The sequence below is a fragment of the Methylorubrum rhodinum genome (assembly GCF_014199935.1).
Classification (GTDB): domain Bacteria; phylum Pseudomonadota; class Alphaproteobacteria; order Rhizobiales; family Beijerinckiaceae; genus Methylobacterium; species Methylobacterium rhodinum.
Window position 1 is genome coordinate 289748 of sequence record NZ_JACHOP010000005.1, and the last position, 18297, is coordinate 308044.

At 71.2% G+C, this 18297-nt stretch carries 15 protein-coding genes; 5 read left to right on the forward strand and 10 right to left on the reverse strand.

Annotated elements, in window-relative coordinates; genetic code table 11:
- Nucleotides 1-9 precede the first annotated feature (9 nt).
- The 3 genes from HNR00_RS09070 to HNR00_RS09080 all read right to left on the reverse strand — a co-directional run bounded on the left by HNR00_RS09070 (nucleotide 10) and on the right by HNR00_RS09080 (nucleotide 2896).
- Complete coding sequence (locus tag HNR00_RS09070) at nucleotides 10-927, reverse strand: ferritin-like domain-containing protein (protein ID WP_183568169.1); 918 nt, start codon at nucleotides 925-927, stop codon at nucleotides 10-12.
- Nucleotides 928-1364: 437 nt separating this feature from the next.
- Nucleotides 1365-1838 carry a hypothetical protein gene (locus HNR00_RS09075; protein ID WP_246390440.1) on the reverse strand — a complete coding sequence of 158 codons (474 nt, stop codon included), beginning with the start codon at nucleotides 1836-1838 and terminating at the stop codon, nucleotides 1365-1367.
- A 95-nt stretch (nucleotides 1839-1933) separates the two neighbouring features.
- Nucleotides 1934-2896, reverse strand: a complete 963-nt coding sequence (locus tag HNR00_RS09080; protein ID WP_183568172.1) for a polyprenyl synthetase family protein — start codon at nucleotides 2894-2896, stop codon at nucleotides 1934-1936.
- A 36-nt stretch (nucleotides 2897-2932) separates the two neighbouring features.
- On the opposite strand from HNR00_RS09080, the gene mtgA reads away from it, so the two are divergent.
- Nucleotides 2933-3679 (forward strand): monofunctional biosynthetic peptidoglycan transglycosylase, encoded by a 747-nt coding sequence (gene mtgA, locus HNR00_RS09085; RefSeq protein ID WP_183568175.1) that lies wholly within the window; start codon nucleotides 2933-2935, stop codon nucleotides 3677-3679.
- A 4-nt stretch (nucleotides 3680-3683) separates the two neighbouring features.
- Here mtgA and HNR00_RS09090 read toward each other — a convergent pair whose 3' ends face one another.
- A complete protein-coding gene (locus HNR00_RS09090; protein ID WP_183568179.1) occupies nucleotides 3684-5075 on the reverse strand; it encodes a deoxyribodipyrimidine photo-lyase in 1392 nt (463 codons plus the stop codon).
- 485 nt (nucleotides 5076-5560) lie between these two features.
- Nucleotides 5561-6658 carry a TRAP transporter substrate-binding protein gene (locus HNR00_RS09095; RefSeq protein WP_183568182.1) on the reverse strand — a complete coding sequence of 366 codons (1098 nt, stop codon included), beginning with the start codon at nucleotides 6656-6658 and terminating at the stop codon, nucleotides 5561-5563.
- A 115-nt stretch (nucleotides 6659-6773) separates the two neighbouring features.
- Here HNR00_RS09095 and HNR00_RS09100 point away from each other — a divergent pair, with 115 nt between their 5' ends.
- Nucleotides 6774-7349: a tyrosine phosphatase family protein gene (locus HNR00_RS09100; protein ID WP_183568185.1), complete on the forward strand. Its 576-nt coding sequence runs from the start codon at nucleotides 6774-6776 to the stop codon at nucleotides 7347-7349.
- 81 nt (nucleotides 7350-7430) lie between these two features.
- Here the strand turns inward: HNR00_RS09100 and HNR00_RS09105 are convergent, their stop codons facing one another.
- From HNR00_RS09105 to HNR00_RS09120, 4 genes are all read right to left on the reverse strand, one after another.
- The gene (locus HNR00_RS09105) at nucleotides 7431-8546 is read right to left on the reverse strand and encodes a branched-chain amino acid ABC transporter substrate-binding protein (protein ID WP_183568187.1); all 1116 of its coding nucleotides are present in this window, start codon (nucleotides 8544-8546) and stop codon (nucleotides 7431-7433) included.
- 225 nt (nucleotides 8547-8771) lie between these two features.
- Complete coding sequence (locus HNR00_RS09110; RefSeq protein ID WP_183568190.1) at nucleotides 8772-9956, reverse strand: polysaccharide biosynthesis/export family protein; 1185 nt, start codon at nucleotides 9954-9956, stop codon at nucleotides 8772-8774.
- A gap of 162 nt (nucleotides 9957-10118) precedes the next feature.
- Nucleotides 10119-11600, reverse strand: a complete 1482-nt coding sequence (locus tag HNR00_RS09115; protein ID WP_183568193.1) for an LTA synthase family protein — start codon at nucleotides 11598-11600, stop codon at nucleotides 10119-10121.
- Between the two features lie 4 nt (nucleotides 11601-11604).
- Nucleotides 11605-13551 (reverse strand): capsular polysaccharide export protein, LipB/KpsS family, encoded by a 1947-nt coding sequence (locus tag HNR00_RS09120; protein ID WP_183568196.1) that lies wholly within the window; start codon nucleotides 13549-13551, stop codon nucleotides 11605-11607.
- A gap of 277 nt (nucleotides 13552-13828) precedes the next feature.
- Here HNR00_RS09120 and HNR00_RS09125 point away from each other — a divergent pair, with 277 nt between their 5' ends.
- From HNR00_RS09125 to HNR00_RS09135, 3 genes are read left to right on the forward strand one after another with little or no spacing between them, the layout of a single operon-like run.
- A complete protein-coding gene (locus tag HNR00_RS09125) occupies nucleotides 13829-15136 on the forward strand; it encodes a capsule polysaccharide biogenesis protein (RefSeq protein ID WP_183568199.1) in 1308 nt (435 codons plus the stop codon).
- 55 nt (nucleotides 15137-15191) lie between these two features.
- Nucleotides 15192-15962: an SDR family NAD(P)-dependent oxidoreductase gene (locus tag HNR00_RS09130; RefSeq protein ID WP_183568202.1), complete on the forward strand. Its 771-nt coding sequence runs from the start codon at nucleotides 15192-15194 to the stop codon at nucleotides 15960-15962.
- Entirely contained in the window at nucleotides 15959-16807 is an 849-nt protein-coding gene (locus tag HNR00_RS09135) for a methionyl-tRNA formyltransferase (RefSeq protein ID WP_183568205.1), read from the forward strand. The genes HNR00_RS09130 and HNR00_RS09135 overlap by 4 nt, the downstream gene beginning before the upstream one ends.
- Here the strand turns inward: HNR00_RS09135 and HNR00_RS09140 are convergent.
- Nucleotides 16796-18076 carry an O-acetylhomoserine aminocarboxypropyltransferase gene (locus tag HNR00_RS09140; RefSeq protein WP_183568208.1) on the reverse strand — a complete coding sequence of 427 codons (1281 nt, stop codon included), beginning with the start codon at nucleotides 18074-18076 and terminating at the stop codon, nucleotides 16796-16798. The two genes, HNR00_RS09135 and HNR00_RS09140, sit on opposite strands and share 12 nt — an antisense overlap.
- Nucleotides 18077-18297 lie beyond the last annotated feature (221 nt).

Consider the following 18297-nt stretch of genomic DNA (forward strand, 5'->3'; position numbering starts at 1 on the left):
GATCGAGAGTCAGCGGATCGTGCCGTTGAGGCCGGACGGGAAGAAGCCGCCGGGCCGCTTCGACGGGTTGAGGTAGACGATGTTGAGTACCTGGCTCGTCGTCCGGGCATAGGCCTGGCCGTTGGCCGGGTTCGTCAGCGAGACGTTGGCGATGGTCGCGGTGCCGATGCCCTGGTCGAGGTCGGTCGAGCCGTCGAGCGAGTCGCGGGCGTCCGAGATCCGCAGCGCCGGGGTGTAGAGGCCGCGGCTGTAGAGCACCGTGCGGATCGTGCCGGCGTGGTACGCCTCCGCGGCGAGGATGCCGCCGGCCGCCGCCAGGATCGACTTGTTGGAGATGAGCGGGGCGGCGCCGAGGTAGGCCGACACGCCGACATCCTCGAAGATGTAGGAGGCGAGCAGGAAGTTGGTCTCGTCGGCGAAGGCGTCGAAGGTCTGGCCGGAGGTGATCAGGCCGGCGGCCTGGGCCGCGGCGGTGAACGAGGTGGTCAGGTTGACCGCCGGACGGGCGACGCGGGCCGAGCCCAGCGCGCTGCGCAGGAACTGGACGTGGATGCGCTCCTCGCTGGCGATCTCGACGGCGTAGTTGCGGATCGCCGAGGTGGCGAAGTTCACCTGACGGCCGCCGGTGACGGCGCCGAGCGTGCCGGTGCCGGAGACTTCCGAGTCGGCCAGGCCGCGGCCGGTGGCGGCACGCAGGTAGAACTCGGCCTCGAGATATTCGAGGTTGAGGGCGAAGTTGAGGATGTCGGTGTCGGTGACGGTCTGCGCCGCCGCCGGGCTGAAGGCGGCCGGGCCGACGATCGCCGAGCCGGCCACGCCGAGGCCGACGCTCTGGATGAAGGCGCGCCGACCGGCGGCGAGATCGACGCCCGCGGGCGTCGCTGCGGGCTCGGACTTGCCGGCCGCACGAAGAAACTTGAGGACCACGTGACGCTCCCGCCCAAATATTGGCTTACGGCTGCAGCCTGCGCGGGTGCGGACTGCATCGCAAGGGGAATGGTCAGTAATTGAATCGCTCCCTTATCGATCTGCGTTCGATGTGGCAAAACAAGCACATTTATGGGCGGAAAATATGAAAGTCTCGTACGAGGAGCAGGGTAATCGTCATATCAAAAGAAGGTTTCAGCTTTCGAATACAAATTTCCGTGAACGGCCACGCTTCGACCGAAGCGCGTCGCCGGCCATGCGGTTTCCCGGCCGTGTCCGCGAGATGGGCCGGTTCGGGTCGGTCGGGATCCGGTCGCCAAACAGATGCCGTCCCGGACAGGGCGAGGGCGCCGGGCCAGTCCATGGGCGACCCTCCTCGCCGAGGCGCGCGGATGGGGCTCAGATGGGGAATAGGCACCGCGCACGCCCCACGCGCTTCAGCGCGCGCCGGCCTCGGCGCTGGCGTTGATCACGGTACCGGAAGCGGGCAGCGCCTCGCGTCCGGCGGCGCGGAGGATGCCGCGGATATCGGCACCCTCGGCGCCGAACCGCGCCCAGGCAGCCCGGCAGCGGCTCCGGTCGGCATCGGCCCGGAAGTAGCTTTCCTGCTCGTCAAGCAGCGTGTCGTAGACGGCGGCGCGCACGCCATGCGCCTCGCCGACATAGAGGCGGTAGATCCGGCCCCAGAACGCCTCGTCGATCTCCCACTCGCAGCCGCCCGAGGCCTTCATCAGCGCGAGCTTGCGCAGGCTCTGCCGCTCGGCATGCGGCATGGTGAGGAAGCCGACCTGCGCCTTGAGCGCCCGGCCCCCGGCCTCGTAGCCGCCCTCGCTCGTGAGCGCCCAGCCGAGATAGCCGCTGCCGGCGCCGATCAGGCCGCCGACGAGGAGGAGCGCTCTGAGAACGGTCATGGGCAGGCCCCGGTTGGCAGGCCGATTCGACCAGCCAACCTTGGCGGGATCAAGGAAGCCGGCGGGGCTCCGGCCTCGGCGGACTGTCCCAGGGCTTACGCCTTGCGCGCCACGGTGAAGCGCGCGGCGTCCTTGAGCACCTGTGCCCGCTCGCCCCAGGGGGCCACGGCCTCCTCGCAGACGGCGACCAGCCGGTCGCATTCGGCGCGCGCGCCGTCGAGGCCGAGGCGGTCGACGAGGGTGGCCTTGCCGGCGTCCTTGTCCTTGCCGGTGGCCTTGCCCATCGCTTCCGGCGAGGCCTCGCGGTCCAGGATGTCGTCGGCGACCTGGAAGGCCTGACCGAGCGCCTTGCCGAAGCGCAGGAGCGCGGCGCGCTGGTCGGCATCGGCGCCGCCGACGAGCGCGCCGGCCTCGACCGAGAAGGCCAGGATCGCACCGGTCTTCATCGCCTGCATCCGCAGGGTGTCGTCGATGTCGAGATCGACCGGGCCGAAGCGTCCCTCCGCCGAGAGATCGAGGAGCTGGCCGCCGACCATGCCGCCGAGCCCCGAGGCGCGGGCAAGCCCGAGCACCAGTTCGGCGCGGATGCCCGCGTCCGGCTGCCAGCGCGGATCGGCGGTGACCTCGAAGGCGAGCGTCTGGAGCGCGTCGCCGACGAGGATGGCGGTGGCCTCGTCGTAAGCCTTGTGCACGGTCGGCTTGCCGCGGCGCAGGTCGTCGTCGTCCATCGCCGGCAGGTCGTCGTGGACGAGGCTGTAGCAGTGGACGAGTTCGACGCCCGCGCCCGCGGCGAGCGCCGCATCCTCCGCGCCGCCGAGCATCCGCGCGGTCTCGATGGCGAGGAACGGGCGCAGCCGCTTGCCGCCGCCGAGCACGGCGTGGCGCATCGCCTCCATCAGACGCGGCGGCCGGGCGATCTCGCCCGCGTTCAAATTCGGCCCGAGCAGTTCGACGAGAAAACGCTCGACGGTGTCGGCGACCTCGGCGAGCCTGTGGGAAAACCGGTCGCCCGACGCATCCGCCTTGACCGAGGGGCTGGGAGACTGCGTTGAGGTCATCGGGATGGGCCTGGATCGGGGAGGGGCGGAAGCGCCGTGCGCTCGAGCGATGACAGCGACGCGGAGCCGCGCGGGCGCGACCTGAGGGTGGTGACGGAGCCGAGGCGGCGCGGCGGCGGGCTGCGGCGCATCGCGACGCTGATCACGCTTGCTCCCCTTCTCGTCATCGTCCTCATGCTCACGCTGGCGCTCGTCTATAGCGTGGCGACCCCGCCCTCAACCCTGATGCTGGGACGCTGGCTTGCGCTGGAGACGGCGCGGCGGGACAGCGTGCCGCTCGACGCGATCGCCCCGGCGCTGGTCCAGGCGGTGGTGGCCTCGGAGGACCAGCGCTTCTGCCTGCACAACGGGGTCGATTGGGGGGCGCTCCGCGACGTCGTCGACGACGAGGAGGGGCCGAGCCGCGGCGCCTCGACCATCACCATGCAGACGGTCAAGAACGTCTTCCTCTGGCCCGGCCGCTCCTACATCCGGAAAGGCCTGGAGATCCCGCTTGCCGTGATGGCCGACGCCGTCTGGGGCAAACGGCGGACGATGGAGATCTATCTCAACGTCGCCGAATGGGGCGACGGGATCTTTGGCGCCGAGGCCGCCGCCCGCCACTGGTTCCGCAAGAGCGCCCGCGACCTGACCCGCAACGAGGCGGCGCTGCTCGCAGCCGTCCTGCCGAACCCGATCCTGCGCAGCGCGGGCAAGCCCACGCCGGGGGTGCGGAGGATCGCCGCCCGCATCCAGGGGCGGATGGGGCAGGTGGACGGGCTGATGGGCTGCCTGAAGCGCTGAACGCTCAGCCCTCTTCCGCCTCGCACAGCCGCGTCACCGCCTGCTCATAGGACTTGGCGTCGAACTTCTTGAGCGAGTTCTCGCTCTGGTAGCGCACGCTGCCGAAAACCTTGCGGGTCTGCCAGGGGCGGTCGTGCAGGCCGTAGACCCAGGCGACGTTGGTGAAGGAATTCGCGTCGCGCCCGTCGAGGAAGTAGCGGTTGTTGAGCCGCAGCGTCACGGCAAAGCCCTCGGCGGGGGAGGGCGACCATTCGAGGATCTTCTTGCCCCAGTACATGCGCAGCTGGTTGTGCATGTAGCCGGTCTCGCGCATCTCCCGCATCGCCACGTTCCAGTAATGGTCGTGGGTCCGGCCTTCGGCCAGTTCCTTCTCGGAATAGAGGTGCGGGCGCGGGTCGTCGGCGTGCTCGGCGAGCGTCTTCTTCGCCCAGTCCGGCAGGGCGGTCTCGTAGGCGTCGTAGCCTTGCGTGTGGAACACGTGGTTCATGGCGAGCTCGCGCCGGACGATCAGTTCCTCGAGATAGGCCGAGCGATCGTCCGGATCCCCGGACTTCGCGGCGCGGACGGCGAGCGCGATCTCGACCGGCGAGATCTGCCCGAAATGCAGGTAGGGGCTCATATGCGAGGCCGCCCCCGCCTCGGGCTTGTTTCGGCCCGCGCCGTAGCCCTCGAACGCCTCCTTCAGGAAGGACTTGAGGCGGCGCGAGGCCTCGCCATGCCCGCCGCGGAAGCGCCTCACCGGCCCGACGACGGTGTCGAGGGTGAGCTTTCCCAGGAGCTTTTCGGGGTCGGAGACGTCGAGCCCGCCCTTCGGCTTCAGCCCCTCGGCGGGCCTTGCCACCTGGCGCGGCTTCAGCTCCTCCAAGAACTCGTCCCAGCGCTTGTGGAGCTTCGGCCGCAGCGTGCGCGCGGCGTATTCGTGCTTCCCCGAGGCGGTCTCGACCGGCACCACCACGTCGCCCTCCACCTGGACGACGCGGCATGTCGCGCCCTTCTCGATCTCGGCGTACCAGCGCCGCTGGATTGTGAGATAGCCGCGGTCGAGCACCAGCAGGGCGGCGCGCTTCGACAGAGCGAGGGCGACCTCCGACGGCGTGCCCCGGCGCATCAGGAAGGCGATGCCGCGCTTCTCGAGAGCGGACGCGACCTCGCTCAGCCCCTGGAGCATGAAGGCGTAGTGCCGGGCATTGGCCTCGGGAAAGCCGTTGGCGCCGTCGAGCAGCCCGAAGCCGACCAGCACCGGAAGGCCGAGGCGGTTCGCCTCCTCCACCGCGAGTTCGAGGGCGGGGTTGAAGGCGGCGCGCTGGGATTGCTGCATCAGGTAGAGCACGTGATCCGCGTCCTCGCGCGGCGGCTCGTCGCGCAGGATGCAGATACGGGCGGATTGAATCGCCATGCGTCGTCGGCTTCCGGACCGGGCGGAGTGATTCGCGGCAGCCGGACAGGCCCGTCGTCCGGACGACCGCTGCGGCGACGAATGCGCCAGCCGGGCGAAGGTTGCCGCCGCCGGTCTCGAGGCGGGTGGAAAAGCCCGGCGACGGATTGGCGCGGGAGCGGAATCGTGAGCCGGTTCAAATGCCTGGCGAGCGCGGTGCCGGTCGAGCGTCGCCGTTCTACTCCGTTCGGACGCGCGAAACCTTGTCGGACGCGTTCGAATGCGGCTGAGGCTTTTCGGATACAGGCCGCACGGATGTGCGCTCCAGCACCACCGGAAACGACAATTGCGGGCCGGGCGCCTTGAAAAAATCCCGGGAGAGCGCAGTTTGTGCATTGCGGGAACGCGGACGGCGTCCTCGGTCCCGCTGCCCTCCTTGGGCGTTTCCTCCCTAGACTTCGGGCCGCCTCGCAAGGGCGGCTTTTTTTTGCCCGCCCACCCTCGCTTCACCCTCTGGCGCGGGCGCGGATCATGAAGTTGTCGTAAGTGTATTCCGCCACTTGGAACCAGAGGTATTCCTCGTTCCGGAAGGTGCGGAGCGCCTCGTAGATGCGCTTGAAATCCGGGTTCTTGGCCGAGAGGTCGGCATAGACCTCGTTCGCCGCCTTCCAGGCGGTCTCCATCACCTCCTGCGGGAAAGGGCGAAGCTGCGCGCCGCCGGAGACGAGCCGGCGCAGGGCCTGCGGGTTGCGCGCGTCGTAGCGGGCCTGGACCTCGGCGTTCACCTGCGCGGCGGCGCCCTTGAGAATCGCCTGATACGCCTTCGGCAGACCCTTCCAGGCCTCGGCGTTGATCCAGAAGTGCAGCAGCGAGCCGCCCTCCCAGAAGCCCGGATAGTGGTAGATCGGCGCGACCTTCTGCAGGCCGAGCCGCTCGTCGTCGTGCGGGCCGATCCACTCGGCGGCGTCGAGCGCCCGGCTCTCCAGAGCGGAAAAGATTTCGGGGCCGGGCGTCGCCTGCACCGCGGCGCCGAGCTTGGCCATCACCGTGGCGCCGAGCCCGGTCACCCGCAGCTTCAGCCCCTGGAGATCGCCCACCGTCTTGATCTCCTTGCGGAACCAGCCGCCCATCTGCGCGCCGGTGTTGCCGCCGGGGAGCGCCGTGAGCCCCTGCTTGGCGAAGATCTCGGAGAAGAGTTCCGCCGCCCCGCCCTGGAGCCACCACGCGTTCTGACCCCGGGCGTTGAGGCCGAACGGCATCGCCGTAGCGAGGGCGAAAGCGGGGTTCTTGCCCATGCCGAGGGTCGCGGGGGCGTGGCCCATCTCGACCTTGGCGCCGCCGACCGCATCGAGCAGCCCGTCGGCGGGCACGCTCTCGCCCGCGGCCGTGACCTGGATCTGGAAGCGCCCGTCGGTCGCCTCGGCCACCGACCGGGAGAAACTCTCGGCGGCGCCGAACAGGATGTCGAGATTGCGGGCGAACCCGGAGGAGAGGCGCCAGCGCAGCTCCGGCGTCGCCGGCTGGGCGCGGGCCGGGGCGCCGAGCGCGACGCCACCGATGCCGGCGGCGAGGAGCGCGCGCCGGGGCAGGATCCGCTGGGGCATCGTGTCGTCCGGCCTCGCATCCCGGCGGCGATGGCTGCCGCGTGCGTGCCTTACACGCGAAGAGGGGAGGCGGGAAAGCGTCGCCTCGCGGGCGGCCGCGTGGTAGGGGGTTGGCGTGCGTACCGAGAACCTCCACCTCCACACCGTCTGCGGCCTCGACGAGCTCGTCGAGCACGAGGCGCGGGGCGTCAGCCACATCCTGTCGATCCTCGATCCCGACCGGGCCGACCCGACCGCCTTCGCGACCTACGGCACGCATCACCGGATCACCCTGCGCTTCCACGACGCCATCGCGCCGGCGCCCGGCATCGTCCTGCCGGAGCGGGAGGACATGGAGACGATCCTGGCCTTCGGCCGCGAGGCGGCGGCGTCGGAGGCTGAGGTCCACATCCTCGTCCACTGCCATGTCGGCATCTCGCGCTCGACCGCGGCGCTCGCGAGCCTGCTCGCGCAAGGAGAGCCGGACACGCCCGCCGACACGCTGATCGCCCGCCTGCACGAGCAGCGGGAGAAGGCGTGGCCGAACGCCCGGATGATCGCCTTCGCCGACGCGATGTTGGGCCGGGGCGGCAGCTTGAGCGAGGCGGTGCGCAGGCTCCACGCGCTGCAGCTGCGCAAGCGCCCGCAGCTCGACGCGATCATGCGCGACCTCAACCGCGGGGCCGAGGTGGACGCGGCACTCCGGGATTAGGTTTTTCGCGACGCTTCCGCCTTCACGCCGTCCTGGCCTCGGCTCCGCCCCGCAACGACGGGGAGGGCGTCGATGGCCCCCTCAATTCCCCTTCGCCGGCGTGAAGTTCCCGTCGCGCCAGACGTAGAGCACGTAGCCCTGGGCGGTGATGTCGCCCTTGGCGTCGAAGCCGACCGTCCCGAGCACCGTGTCGAAGCGCTCGGCGTGCAGCGTCCGGGCGATCACGGCGGGGTCGGTGCTGTGGGCGAAGTTGGCCGCCGCCACCAGCACCTGGAGCGCGGCGTAGCCGTAGATCATCGAGCCGTCGGCCTCGATGTTCTGCGCCTTGAAGCCGGAGACCACGCTCTGCGCCTCCGGCTTGCGGCTCGGATCGAGGTAGAAGGTCATCAGCACGCCGTTGCTGGCGCCACCGCCCGCGATCTTGGCGAAATCCGGCGTGGCGATGGCCGAGGTGCCGAACCATTGCGGGCGAAAGCCCCGCTCGGCTGCGATGCGCACGAGCCGGCCCATCTCCTGCGCGTCGCCGCCGTAATAGACCACGTCGATGCCCGCGGCCTTGAGCCGGTCCGCCAGCGCCGCGTCGTCGGCATCGCTTGCCTGGAAGGCGGTGAACAGGGCCTCGTTGACGCCGATGCGGTTGAGATTGTCCTTGGTGGCCGCGGCGAGCTGGCGCGAGGCCGGCGACAGGTCGTTGACGATCGCGATCTTCCGGTCGCGGAAGCGCTCGGCCAGGATCGCGGCGGAGAGCTTGCCCTGGTCGTCGTCCCGACCGCAGACCCGGAAGATCGTCGGCAACCCGCGGTCGGTCAGCTTGGCCGCGACCGAGGCCGCGGTGATCATCACGATTCCGTTGGCGGCATAGACCTCGGAGGCCGCGAGCGATGCGTTCGAGCAGACATGGCCGACCACGAGGCGCACGTTGGACTGGACGTAGTGGTTGGCGACGGCCACCGCCTGATTCGAGTCGCAGGAATCGTCCTGCACGTCGAGGACGATGGTCTGCCCGTCGAGGCCGCCCTTGGCGTTGGCGTCGCGCGCCGCCGCCTGCACGCCGCGCAGGACCTGCTCGCCCACCGCGACGTAGGGGCCGGTGCGCGGCACCGCCACGCCGACCGTGATCTCCGCCGCGGCGGGCATCGCCGATGTGGCGAACCCGATCAGCAGGGTGCCGAGGACGAGGAGGCGTCGGACCGTCATGTCGCCTGTTTCCCAGCCGGCCGCGCCTTTGCCAAGGTCTGTCGGCCCGGATCGTGACCGTCGGTCAGGACGACGATCCTGTTTCCCGCGTCCTCTGCAGGCCGATCCGGCCTGCCGTCCGAGCGCTCCCCGCCGCATGGAACGATGCGCGGGGGTGGCTTGGCAAGTCGGCCTTTCGGATGAAGCGGGGACGAGAGGGGCCGGACGATGATCCTAGGGTGCGCCCTACTGCGACAGCCGGTAGATGCCGGCGGCGGATCCGACGGGGGAGGCGACGGTGGAGACGACGCTGAGCACCTTGGCGACCTCGGAGAACGGCGCGCTCGACACGTAGAGCAGGTCGCGGTTGCGCATCCGGAAGGTCTGGGTCAGGAACAGGCTCTGCGGATCGCGCATGTTGATCCGGTACACCACCGGCACCAGCGGTGTGCCGAGCAGCGGCGAGGTCGGCCGCAGCCGCCGCACCAGGGGCGCCGGCTCGTAGCGGAAGATGTAGACGCCCTCCGGATTGGCCCGGTTATCGGTGAGGCCCGAGGCGCGGGCGAGCGCCTGCGCCATGGTCAGGCCCTCGGCCCCGAACGGGATCTCGGTGGTGTTGCCGACCGCGCCCACCGCGAGGAAGGTCTGCGGATCGCGCACCAGGGTGAGGGTATCGTTCGCGCGGACAAAAATGTTCTCGCGCGGGTTCGAGACGATGGTGCTCATCGGCACGGTGACGGTGCGGCCGGCCCGCGACAGCCGCACGAAGGTCTCGGCGACGGGGGAGCGCACGCCGCCGGCGAGCGCGATCACGTCGAGCAAGCGGTCGCCGCGGCCGGTCAGCGGCACGCGAGAGCCGCCGGCGGCCTCGCCGGTGACGGTGACGGATTGCGAGACCGGCCGGGTGACGGTGACGAGCACCTGCGGCTGGATCGCCTTGCCGGCGAGTTCGGTCTCGATCAGGCTCTGGACGTCCTGGGTGCGCCGCCCGGCGACCTTGATGCGGCCGGCATACGGCACGGAGATCGCGCCGTCGGGGCCGACGATCTGCTCGGGGATGGTGGCGGACTTGGAGCCGGCGGAGAAGCGGTCGGCCACCAGCGGGCCGGAGAACAGGCCGCCCGAGCCCGCCTCCCAGACCTGGACCGAGACGGCGTCGCCCACGCCGATGAGCGGCTCGGCCGCCGGCCGGTTGTCGCCGAAGGTGACGAGCAGGCTGTCGAGGGGGCGGGTGCGCAGGGCCTCGACGATGGCGGGGTCGATGTCGATGATCTCGTAGCGGGCGAACGTGCCCTCGGCCGTGGCGATGTCGGCCCCCGCCTCGATCGCCCGCGAGGTCGGACCCGAGGTCGGAAGCACCGAGCACCCCGACACCGCGAGCGCGGCGGCGAGGGTCGAAAGCGTCGCGATACGGCAAGCCGCACGGGTCATGGACATCTCCATCCGGCTCGGGGCGGACCGGCGGACCGGTCCCTGTCGGCCGAGCATGGCCGTGGATTTGCTGCGATCCATTTAACGCCGCCTCGACCAGCCGGACGCCGCGCGGCGACGCCGGGCACGGGGAGGTACCCTTACGTCACGGCGGTGCTACGGTCACGCTTGGCCCTTTAATCCCGGCCGATTTGAGGCCAGTGCGTCCCGCAGGAGACAGCCGAGCTGCGCCGCCGTCAGGTCGACGCGACGGGGGGCGCGCTCCGCCGGGGCGGAGAAGCGGAACACGGCGTAGTCGGTCGCGACCGGGCCCTCGGGGCGCGGGCGGCACTCCGGCAGGGAGGGCGCGTGGTCGCCGAACACGCAGAGCGTCGCCCGCCGCCCCTTGAGCCCGTCGATCAGCCGCTCGACCGCGCGGCCCGTGCCGGCGGCGTGACGGCCGTATTGCGCGAGGCCCGCCTCGACGCCGGGAAGCCGGCCCGGCTTCCAGGGGCCGTGGTTCTCCATGGTGACGGCGAAGACGAAGCGAGGCGCCCCGTCCGCGACCTCCGCGAGGATGCGCTCGGCCACCGCCTCGTCGGCGACGTAGGGGCCGACCCGGCGCGCGCCGGAAAAATCCTCCTCCATGACGAGCCGGTCGAAGCCGAGGCGTCCGAAGACCCGTGCCCGGTCGAAGAAGTCGCGATGGAAGGGATGCACGAAGATCGTGGCGAAGCTCTTCGTGCGGGCGAGCCGGGCGAGGCTCGTCGGCTCGTCGCCGCCCCGGGCGAGATAGGGGTCGTAGCGGCCGAAGCCGAGGCTTTCGGGCTCGCGGCCGGTCAGGACCGCGTGCTCGGTCCGCATCGTGTAGGCGCCGTGGGCCGGCACGGCGAGGCGCCCGTACTGCGCGGCCTCCGCCCGGATGCGGGCCATGACGGGGAGCGGTGCGCCGCCGAGCCGGGTGGGATCGAGGAAGGATTCGAGCTGGACGACGACGATCACCTCGTCGTCGGGCGCGCCCGGGGGCAGGACGGGCGGGGACGGAGCCGGCTCGAAGGTTTCGTCGCGGCGGCGCAGCGCGTAGCCCATCATGGTCGCGAGGATGCCGAAGCGGGCGACGTCAGTCGCCAGATCGGGCCGCGGAAACAGACGCCGCACCCCGGCCCGGCCGGGGGGCGTGCGGAGCAGCGCGACGACGGCGGCGAGCCCCAGCGGCAGCGCCGCGACGGCCGCGAGGGCGGCGGCGATGCCGTCGGGCAGGGCGGTCGGCTCCAGGGCGTACCACGCCGCGATCACGGCGAGGCCGAGGAGCAGCGGCACGGCCACGCGCGGATCGGCGGGCGAGCGGGTGTAGTAGAGGTCGGGATGGCGCGGCACCTGCGCCAGCAGGGCGAGGTCGCTGAAGACCGGCGGCTCGCCGATCACCCGGCGCTTGAGCCGGTCGACGCCGGCCAGGATCGCCACGGTCAGCAGGCAGGAGGCGGCGGCGAGCCAGGGCCGCCACGAGAACTGGAACCAGAAGGCCGTCACCAGAGCGTAGCCGAGGGCGCGCACGGCGAGGTCGGCCGGCCTCGGGCTCGGGCGTCGCGCGCCGGTCGCCGCCTCGACGGCGAAGGAGGCGGCGAGCGCGATGGCGAGCGGCACCAGCAGGGTTGCGGGAGCCATCGAATCAGCGTCCCGGATCGACGCCGCGGCGGGCGCGCAGGCGGCGCAGGATCGGGTTCAGCAGCGCGTAGCGCGCCCGCATCACCGCGTGCGGCAGGGCCTTGAGGGCGAGCGCCGTCGCGGGCGCCCCCGCGCGGGCTTCGCTCAGCCGGTCGAGCAGGTGCTCGGGCGTGCAGGGCTTCATCGCCACCGGATCGAGATAGAGCGGGTAGATGAGCAGCGCGCCCGCCACCAGCTCGTCGAGGGCGAGGCGCCGGCCGCGATCGGCGCCGGGCGCCAGGTCCTCGGTGAGGCCCCAGCCGGCATAGAACGGGCGCCCGTGGGTCGCGACGGTGAGGCCGCGAATCAGCGCTTCGAAGCCCGCCAGCGAGGTCATGGTCTCGACGTGGTGGACCCGGTCGAGCAGGTCGACGATGGACAGGCCGGTCACCACGCGGTCGGCGAGCGCGCGCGTCGCGTCCTCGGGGATCGCGCCCGTGCGAAAACCCGCCTCCACGTCCGGATGCGGCTTGTAGAGCAGGAAGGCGTCGGGGTTGCGGGCCCGCGCCGCCCTCAGCAGCGCGAGGTTGCCGCGCACCGCCTGCGAGCCGGTCAGCACCGAGGCGTCGTCCTCGACCTGCCCCGGCACCAGCACGATGCGCCGCCCTTGCGGGACGTCCAGGCCGCCGGCGGCGAGCCCGACATTGTACTTGCTGAGCCGCCGCGCCACGATCGCGGCGCGCAACGCGCCCGCCCGCCCGGTCAGCTCGGGCGGAAAAACGGTGTCCTTCAGGAGATGGGCGAGCCGGCTCTCGACGCGCGGGTCGTAGTAGATGCCGCGATCGTCGACGACGATGGAGGCGCCCGGCTTCAGGCTCGCGCCGAGTCCGACCGAGCGCAGAAAACCGTCCTCGACGCGGGCGAAGGGCAGGCCGGCCTCCGTGCAGAGCCGCGGCAGCGCCTCCGGGCAGCGCGTCGCCCAGGCCCAGACCGCGCCGTCGTGCCGGCGGGCCAGCGCCACCGCCTCGGCGGCCGCCATCGTGTGCAGCGGCCGTCCGCCGGGACCGTCGGCGAAGGCGTCGAGCGCCTCCCGCTTCCAGCCCGAGACGCCGACGAGGACGATGCGGCGGCCGTTGCCGCGGAAGCGCGCGGTGAGCCACGCCACCCGCTCGACCGCGTCGAGGAGCGGGATCGGCCGGCGCGTCCACGGATCGAAGGCATGCACGCCCGCGCCGAAGCGCAGGGTCAGCGAGCCGGCCGCCTCCACCGGCACCGGGCCGCGCGACGGGTCGGTGCACAGGGCGGGAAAGCCGGCGAGATGCGCCTCGCAGGCCGCCGCCGAGGAGGCGACGTGGATGCGGCCGGCCAGAGGGAACAGCGCGAACGGATCGACGGGCTCGGCGAAAATCGTCAGCCGCGGGTCATGTGGCAGGCCGGTGGGCGGGCAACCCTCGGGCCCGGCGGCGACGAAACACTCGTCGGGAAAGGCGCGCAGCAACTGCGCCAGGAAGGCGGGGGTGCGGCGTGCGGCGGCGAGATCGGGGTCGATCAGGGCGAGCGACGGGCGTGGTTCGGCGGCGAAGGCTTTCGTCCCATGGCCCCGCGGGAAGCGGTTGAAGCCGCTGAGACCCGACGCGCGCAGGGCCTCGGCAAGGCCCGGCGGGGGCGGTCCGCCGCCCAGCGGGCGCCCGGCATGGCTCAGGCGCAAGGTAGAGAGGCCGGTCGCGGGGGAATCGTAGGGGCTCAAGAGCGGCCCCGGCGCGACCCGCAGCACGCCGGCCCGGCCCGTAGCCGGGAAGGCCGCGCCGGGCGTCCAGAGCGCGGGCGCGCCGGGTCGGCCGAGGCGCAGGGGGCGCCCCGTGCAGGCCTCGATCTCGGCGGGCAGGCGGCGCAGGGGCGCGCTCAGCGGCAGGAAGGAGCGGGGCAGGGGGGGGTGTGCCCCGCGCGGATCAGGGGAGGGCGCATCGGCCATGGCCGGCCCGCCATAGCCCAAGGGGTGCCCCGGCGCGAGGCGGGATGAAAATTTCGGGGATTGTGGGGATCGTCGCCCGATCCGACACAAGCGAGCCGCAATCGCCCCCGAGAGAGAAGGCGTTCCGGCCGCGAATGTGGCGGGCCGGCAACGGAGATCGTGAATTGTGTTGATGTTCCGGCGCCGCGGTTGCAGGCGGCCGGGACGACGTGCGACGCGTCTCACTCGGATGTCGTCGACCCGCCGCCTCACGCGTTCAGGGACCCCGCGCCTCGGAATGACGCAGCCTCGCGCAGACGCTTCGAGCAGCCCCGCTGCGACGTTCCTGTTCTTGCAGGGGATCGCGTCTCCGTTCTTCTCCGATCTCGGTCAGGCCCTGCGTGAGCGCGGATTCAATGTCCGCCGCATCAACTTCTCGGCGGGCGACTGGCTGTTCTGGCGCCTGCCCTCCGACAATTACCGCGGCAACCGCGAGGGCTGGGACGCCTTTCTCGAAGCCTATATCCGCACGCACGCCATCACCGACATCGTGCTGTTCGGTGATTGCCGGCCCTACCATCAGGCGGCGATCCAGACGGCCAAGCCGATGGGCGTGCGCATCCACGTGTTCGAGGAGGGCTATATCCGCCCCTACTGGATCACCTGCGAGCAGGGCGGGGTGAACGGCAACTCGCCGCTGCCCAAGCGCGCGGAGGAGATCCGGGCGCTCGCCCGCAAGCTGCCGCAGGCCGGCCGCGCCATGCCGCTGACCGGCGACATGGCCCGCCGCAGCCTCTGGGACATCGGCTTCAACGTCGCCAATGTCGGCTTCCCCTACCTCTATCCGGGCTTCCGCAGCCACCGGCCGAATCACATCGCCGCGGAATACGGCGGCTGGATCAAGAAGTTCATCCGCCGCAAGCGCACACGGCGCGAGGCCGTGCGCGTCTGCGAGAACTACCGGGCGGTCAACGCCGACTATTTCCTGCTCCCGCTCCAGCTCGACAGCGACTACCAGATCCGCGTCCACTCGCCGTTCCTCGGCGTCGAGGGCTTCATGGACCGGGTGATCGCCTCCTTCGCCCGGCATTCGAGCGCGCCGACGCGGCTCTTGGTGAAGCTGCACCCGCTCGACAGCGGCATCATGAACTGGCGCAAGCGCGCCCGGCAGGCGGCCAAGCGGCACGGCTGCAACGACCGGCTCGACTTCATCGACGGCGGCGACCTGCCCCAGCTGATCGACGGCAGCCGCGGCGTCGTGCTGGTGAACTCGACGGTCGGCATGCTGGCGCTGGAGCGCGGCCGGCCGACGCTCGCCTTCGGGCAGGCGGTCTACAACATGCCGGGCCTGACGCATCAGGGCGACATCGACACCTTCTGGAGGAACCCGCGCGCCCCGGACATGGAGCTGATGGAGGATTTCCGCCGGGTCGTCATGCACCGCACCCAGATCAACGGCGGCTACTTCTCGCCCTCCGCCATCGAGCGGGCGGTCGCCGGGGCGGTGCCGCGACTGGAGGCGGCGCTGCCGCCGGCCGCCTTGGCCGCAGCCCGCGACCGTCGCGAGGGCACCGAGCGGGCGGGACGGCTCTCGCCGGCCTATTGATCGCAGAGGCCGCGACAGGCTTTACAGGCCGCGTCCCGCGCCCCATCCCGTCGCGATGCCCGTCATCCTCATCACCGGCGCCTCCAGCGGCATCGGCACCGCCCTGGCGCGGCGCTGCGCCCGACAGCCGGGCACGCACCTCGTCCTCACCGGTCGCGACCGCTTGCGCCTCGACGCCGTGGCCGACGAGTGCCGGGCTCTCGGCGCGTCCGTTCGCACCGGACTGTTCGACGTGCGGGAGCGCGAAACGGTCGGGGCGTGGCTGCGGGAGATCGACGGGCAGACGCCGCTGGACCTCGTCGTCGTCAACGCCGCGGTGAACGGCGGCCATCCTGCCGGCGGCCTGGAGACCGAGGCGACGGCGTTCGAGACCGCCGACATCAATTATGGCGGCGCGCTCAATGTGCTGCTCCCCACCGTCACCCTGATGAGCGGGCGCGGGCGCGGGCAGATCGCGCTGGTCTCCTCGCTCGCGGCCTATGCGCCGCTGCCGGACGCGCCGGCCTATAGCGGGGCCAAGGCGGCTTTGCTGGCCCACGGGCTGGCGCTGCGGGCCAAGCTGAAGCCGCACGGCGTGCGCGTCAGCGTGGTGACGCCGGGCTACGTCAAGACGCCGATGGGCGGCGTCATCAAGGGCTGGCGCCCGCTGGAGATGAGCGCCGACGAAGCCGCGGAGCGCATCCTGCGCGGGCTGGAGCGGGACCGCGACGTCGTCGCCTTCCCCTGGCTGCTGGCGGCGCTGGCCCGCGGAGCGCTGCTGGTGCCCGAACGGGTGCGGAGCCTCGGCCTGCGGGGCCTGCGCTTCCGCAACCGGCCGCGCCGATGAGGGCCGCGCCGCAGCTCGCGATCTTCGCGCTGGAGGCGCTGCCGAACGCCCGCGCGCTCCGCCGCTTCATTGCCGACAACTCGGAAACAATCGCGTTCGTGGGGCTGTCGCACGCGGAGCGCCCCTCGGCCGGCGGGCTGGTCGCGCAGGTGCGGCGGCATCTGGCCCGCTCGGGGCCGCGCTTCCTGCCCTATCTCGCGGTCAATTTCGGCCTGCCGGATCTGGTCAACGGCGCGGCGAGCGCCCTGCGGCGCAACGGCTCCCCGGAGGCGACGCCGCTGGCGCCGCTGTGCCGCCGCCTCGGCATCCCGGTTTTGACGGTGGACGACGTGAACGGACCGGAGGTCGCCGAAGCCTTCGCAAAATATGCCCCCGACCTGATCGTCTCGTTCCACTTCGACCAGATTTTTTCGCAAGGCACACTCGACCGGGCGCCGCTCGGCGGCCTCAACGTCCACCCGAGCCTGCTGCCGCGCCATCGCGGCCCGACCCCGACCCTGCACGCGCTCGCCGACGGCGACCGAGCTTTCGGCGTTACCGTCCACCGCCTTGCAGTCGCGATCGATGCCGGGGCGGTCCTGGCGCAGGCGGCGGTGCCGCTTCCGCCCGGCACGAGCGCGACCCGCGCCGCGATCCTGCTGCACGAGCGCGGGCGCGAGTTACTCGAAACCGTGATCGCCGAGATCGCAGAGCGGGGCGCGGTGCCGAATGGCGAAGGCGTGCCGGTCCTGCCCTATCGCGGCTTCCCGGACCGGGCGCTGCTCGCCCGGATGCACCGGGCGGGCCTGCTTCTCGTGGATCGGGGCGATTGGCGGGCCGCGCTCGGCCTCGCGTCAGGCCCGTAGGGCGGCGTCGAGGTCGTCGATCAGATCCTGCGGGTCCTCGATGCCGATCGAGAGCCGCACCACCTCCGGCCCGGCGCCCGCGGCACTTTTCTGCGCGTCGGTAAGCTGGCGGTGCGTGGTCGAGGCCGGGTGGATCACCAGCGAGCGGGTGTCGCCGATATTGGCCAGATGGCTGAAGAGTTGGAGGTTCGACACCAGCTTCACGCCGGCCTCGTAGCCACCTTTCAGGCCGAAGGTGAACACCGCGCCCGCGCCCTTGGGCGTGTAGCGCTGCGCCAGCGCGTGATACTTGTCGGTCTCCAGCCCCGGATAGCTCACCCAATCGACGAGCTCGTGGCTGGCCAGGAATTTGGCGACCTGAAGCGCGTTGTCGGAATGCCGCTGCATCCGCAAGGGCAGGGTCTCGATGCCGTTGAGGATCAGGAAGGCGTTGAACGGCGAGAGCGCCGGCCCGAGATCGCGAAGCGAGAGAACCCGCACCGCGATCGCGAAGCCGAAATTCCCGAACGTTTCGGCCAGCACCATGCCGGCATATTCGGGCCGGGGCTCTGACAACATCGGATAGCGCGCGTCGCCCTGCCACTGGAACGTGCCGCCGTCGACGATGAGCCCGCCGATCGAATTGCCGTGGCCGCCCAAGAACTTGGTGGCCGAGTGGACGACGATGTCGGCACCGAACTCGAACGGCTTGATCAGGTACGGCGTCGCCATCGTGTTGTCGACGATGAGCGGGATGTTGTGGCGCTTGGCGATGACGCTCAGCGCCGCGATATCCGTGATCACGCCGCCGGGGTTGGCGATGGATTCACAGAAGATCGCCTTGGTGCGCGGGGTGATGGCGCGCTCGAACGAGTCCGGATCGTCGGTGTCGGCCCAGACCACCTGCCAGCCGAAGTTCTTGTAGGAATGGTTGAACTGGTTGATCGAGCCGCCGTAGAGCTTGTTGGCCGCGATGAACTCGTCGCCCGGCTGCATCAGGGCGTGCATCGTCAGGAACTCGGCGGCGTGGCCCGAGGCCACCGCGAGCGCCGCCGTGCCGCCTTCGAGCGCCGCGATGCGCTCCTCCAGCACCGCGTTCGTCGGGTTGGTGATGCGGGTGTAGATGTTGCCGAAGGCCTGCAGCCCGAACAGCGAGGCGGCGTGATCGACGTCGTCGAACACGAAGCTCGTGGTCTGGTAGATCGGCGTCGCCCGCGCGCCCGTCGCCGGGTCGGGGGTCGCGCCCGCGTGGATCGCGAGGGTGTTGAAGCCGGGCTGGCGGTCGGTCATCGCGAAAACTCCTCTGGGAGCCGTCGTTTACGCCCCCGGTCTGAAGGGGTGCAAGGGTGGATGCGGCGAGGCAGGACTGCGAAGTCGGGTTCAGGTGAACCCATGGCCTCCCGCTTACCCCTCCGCCGTCATCAACTCAGTTCGTGGCGACCTGTCGTTTTTCGGCGAAGGCGTCGCGCAGGCGCGCGTTTGCGATGACGATGAGGCGCCGCATGAGGGCG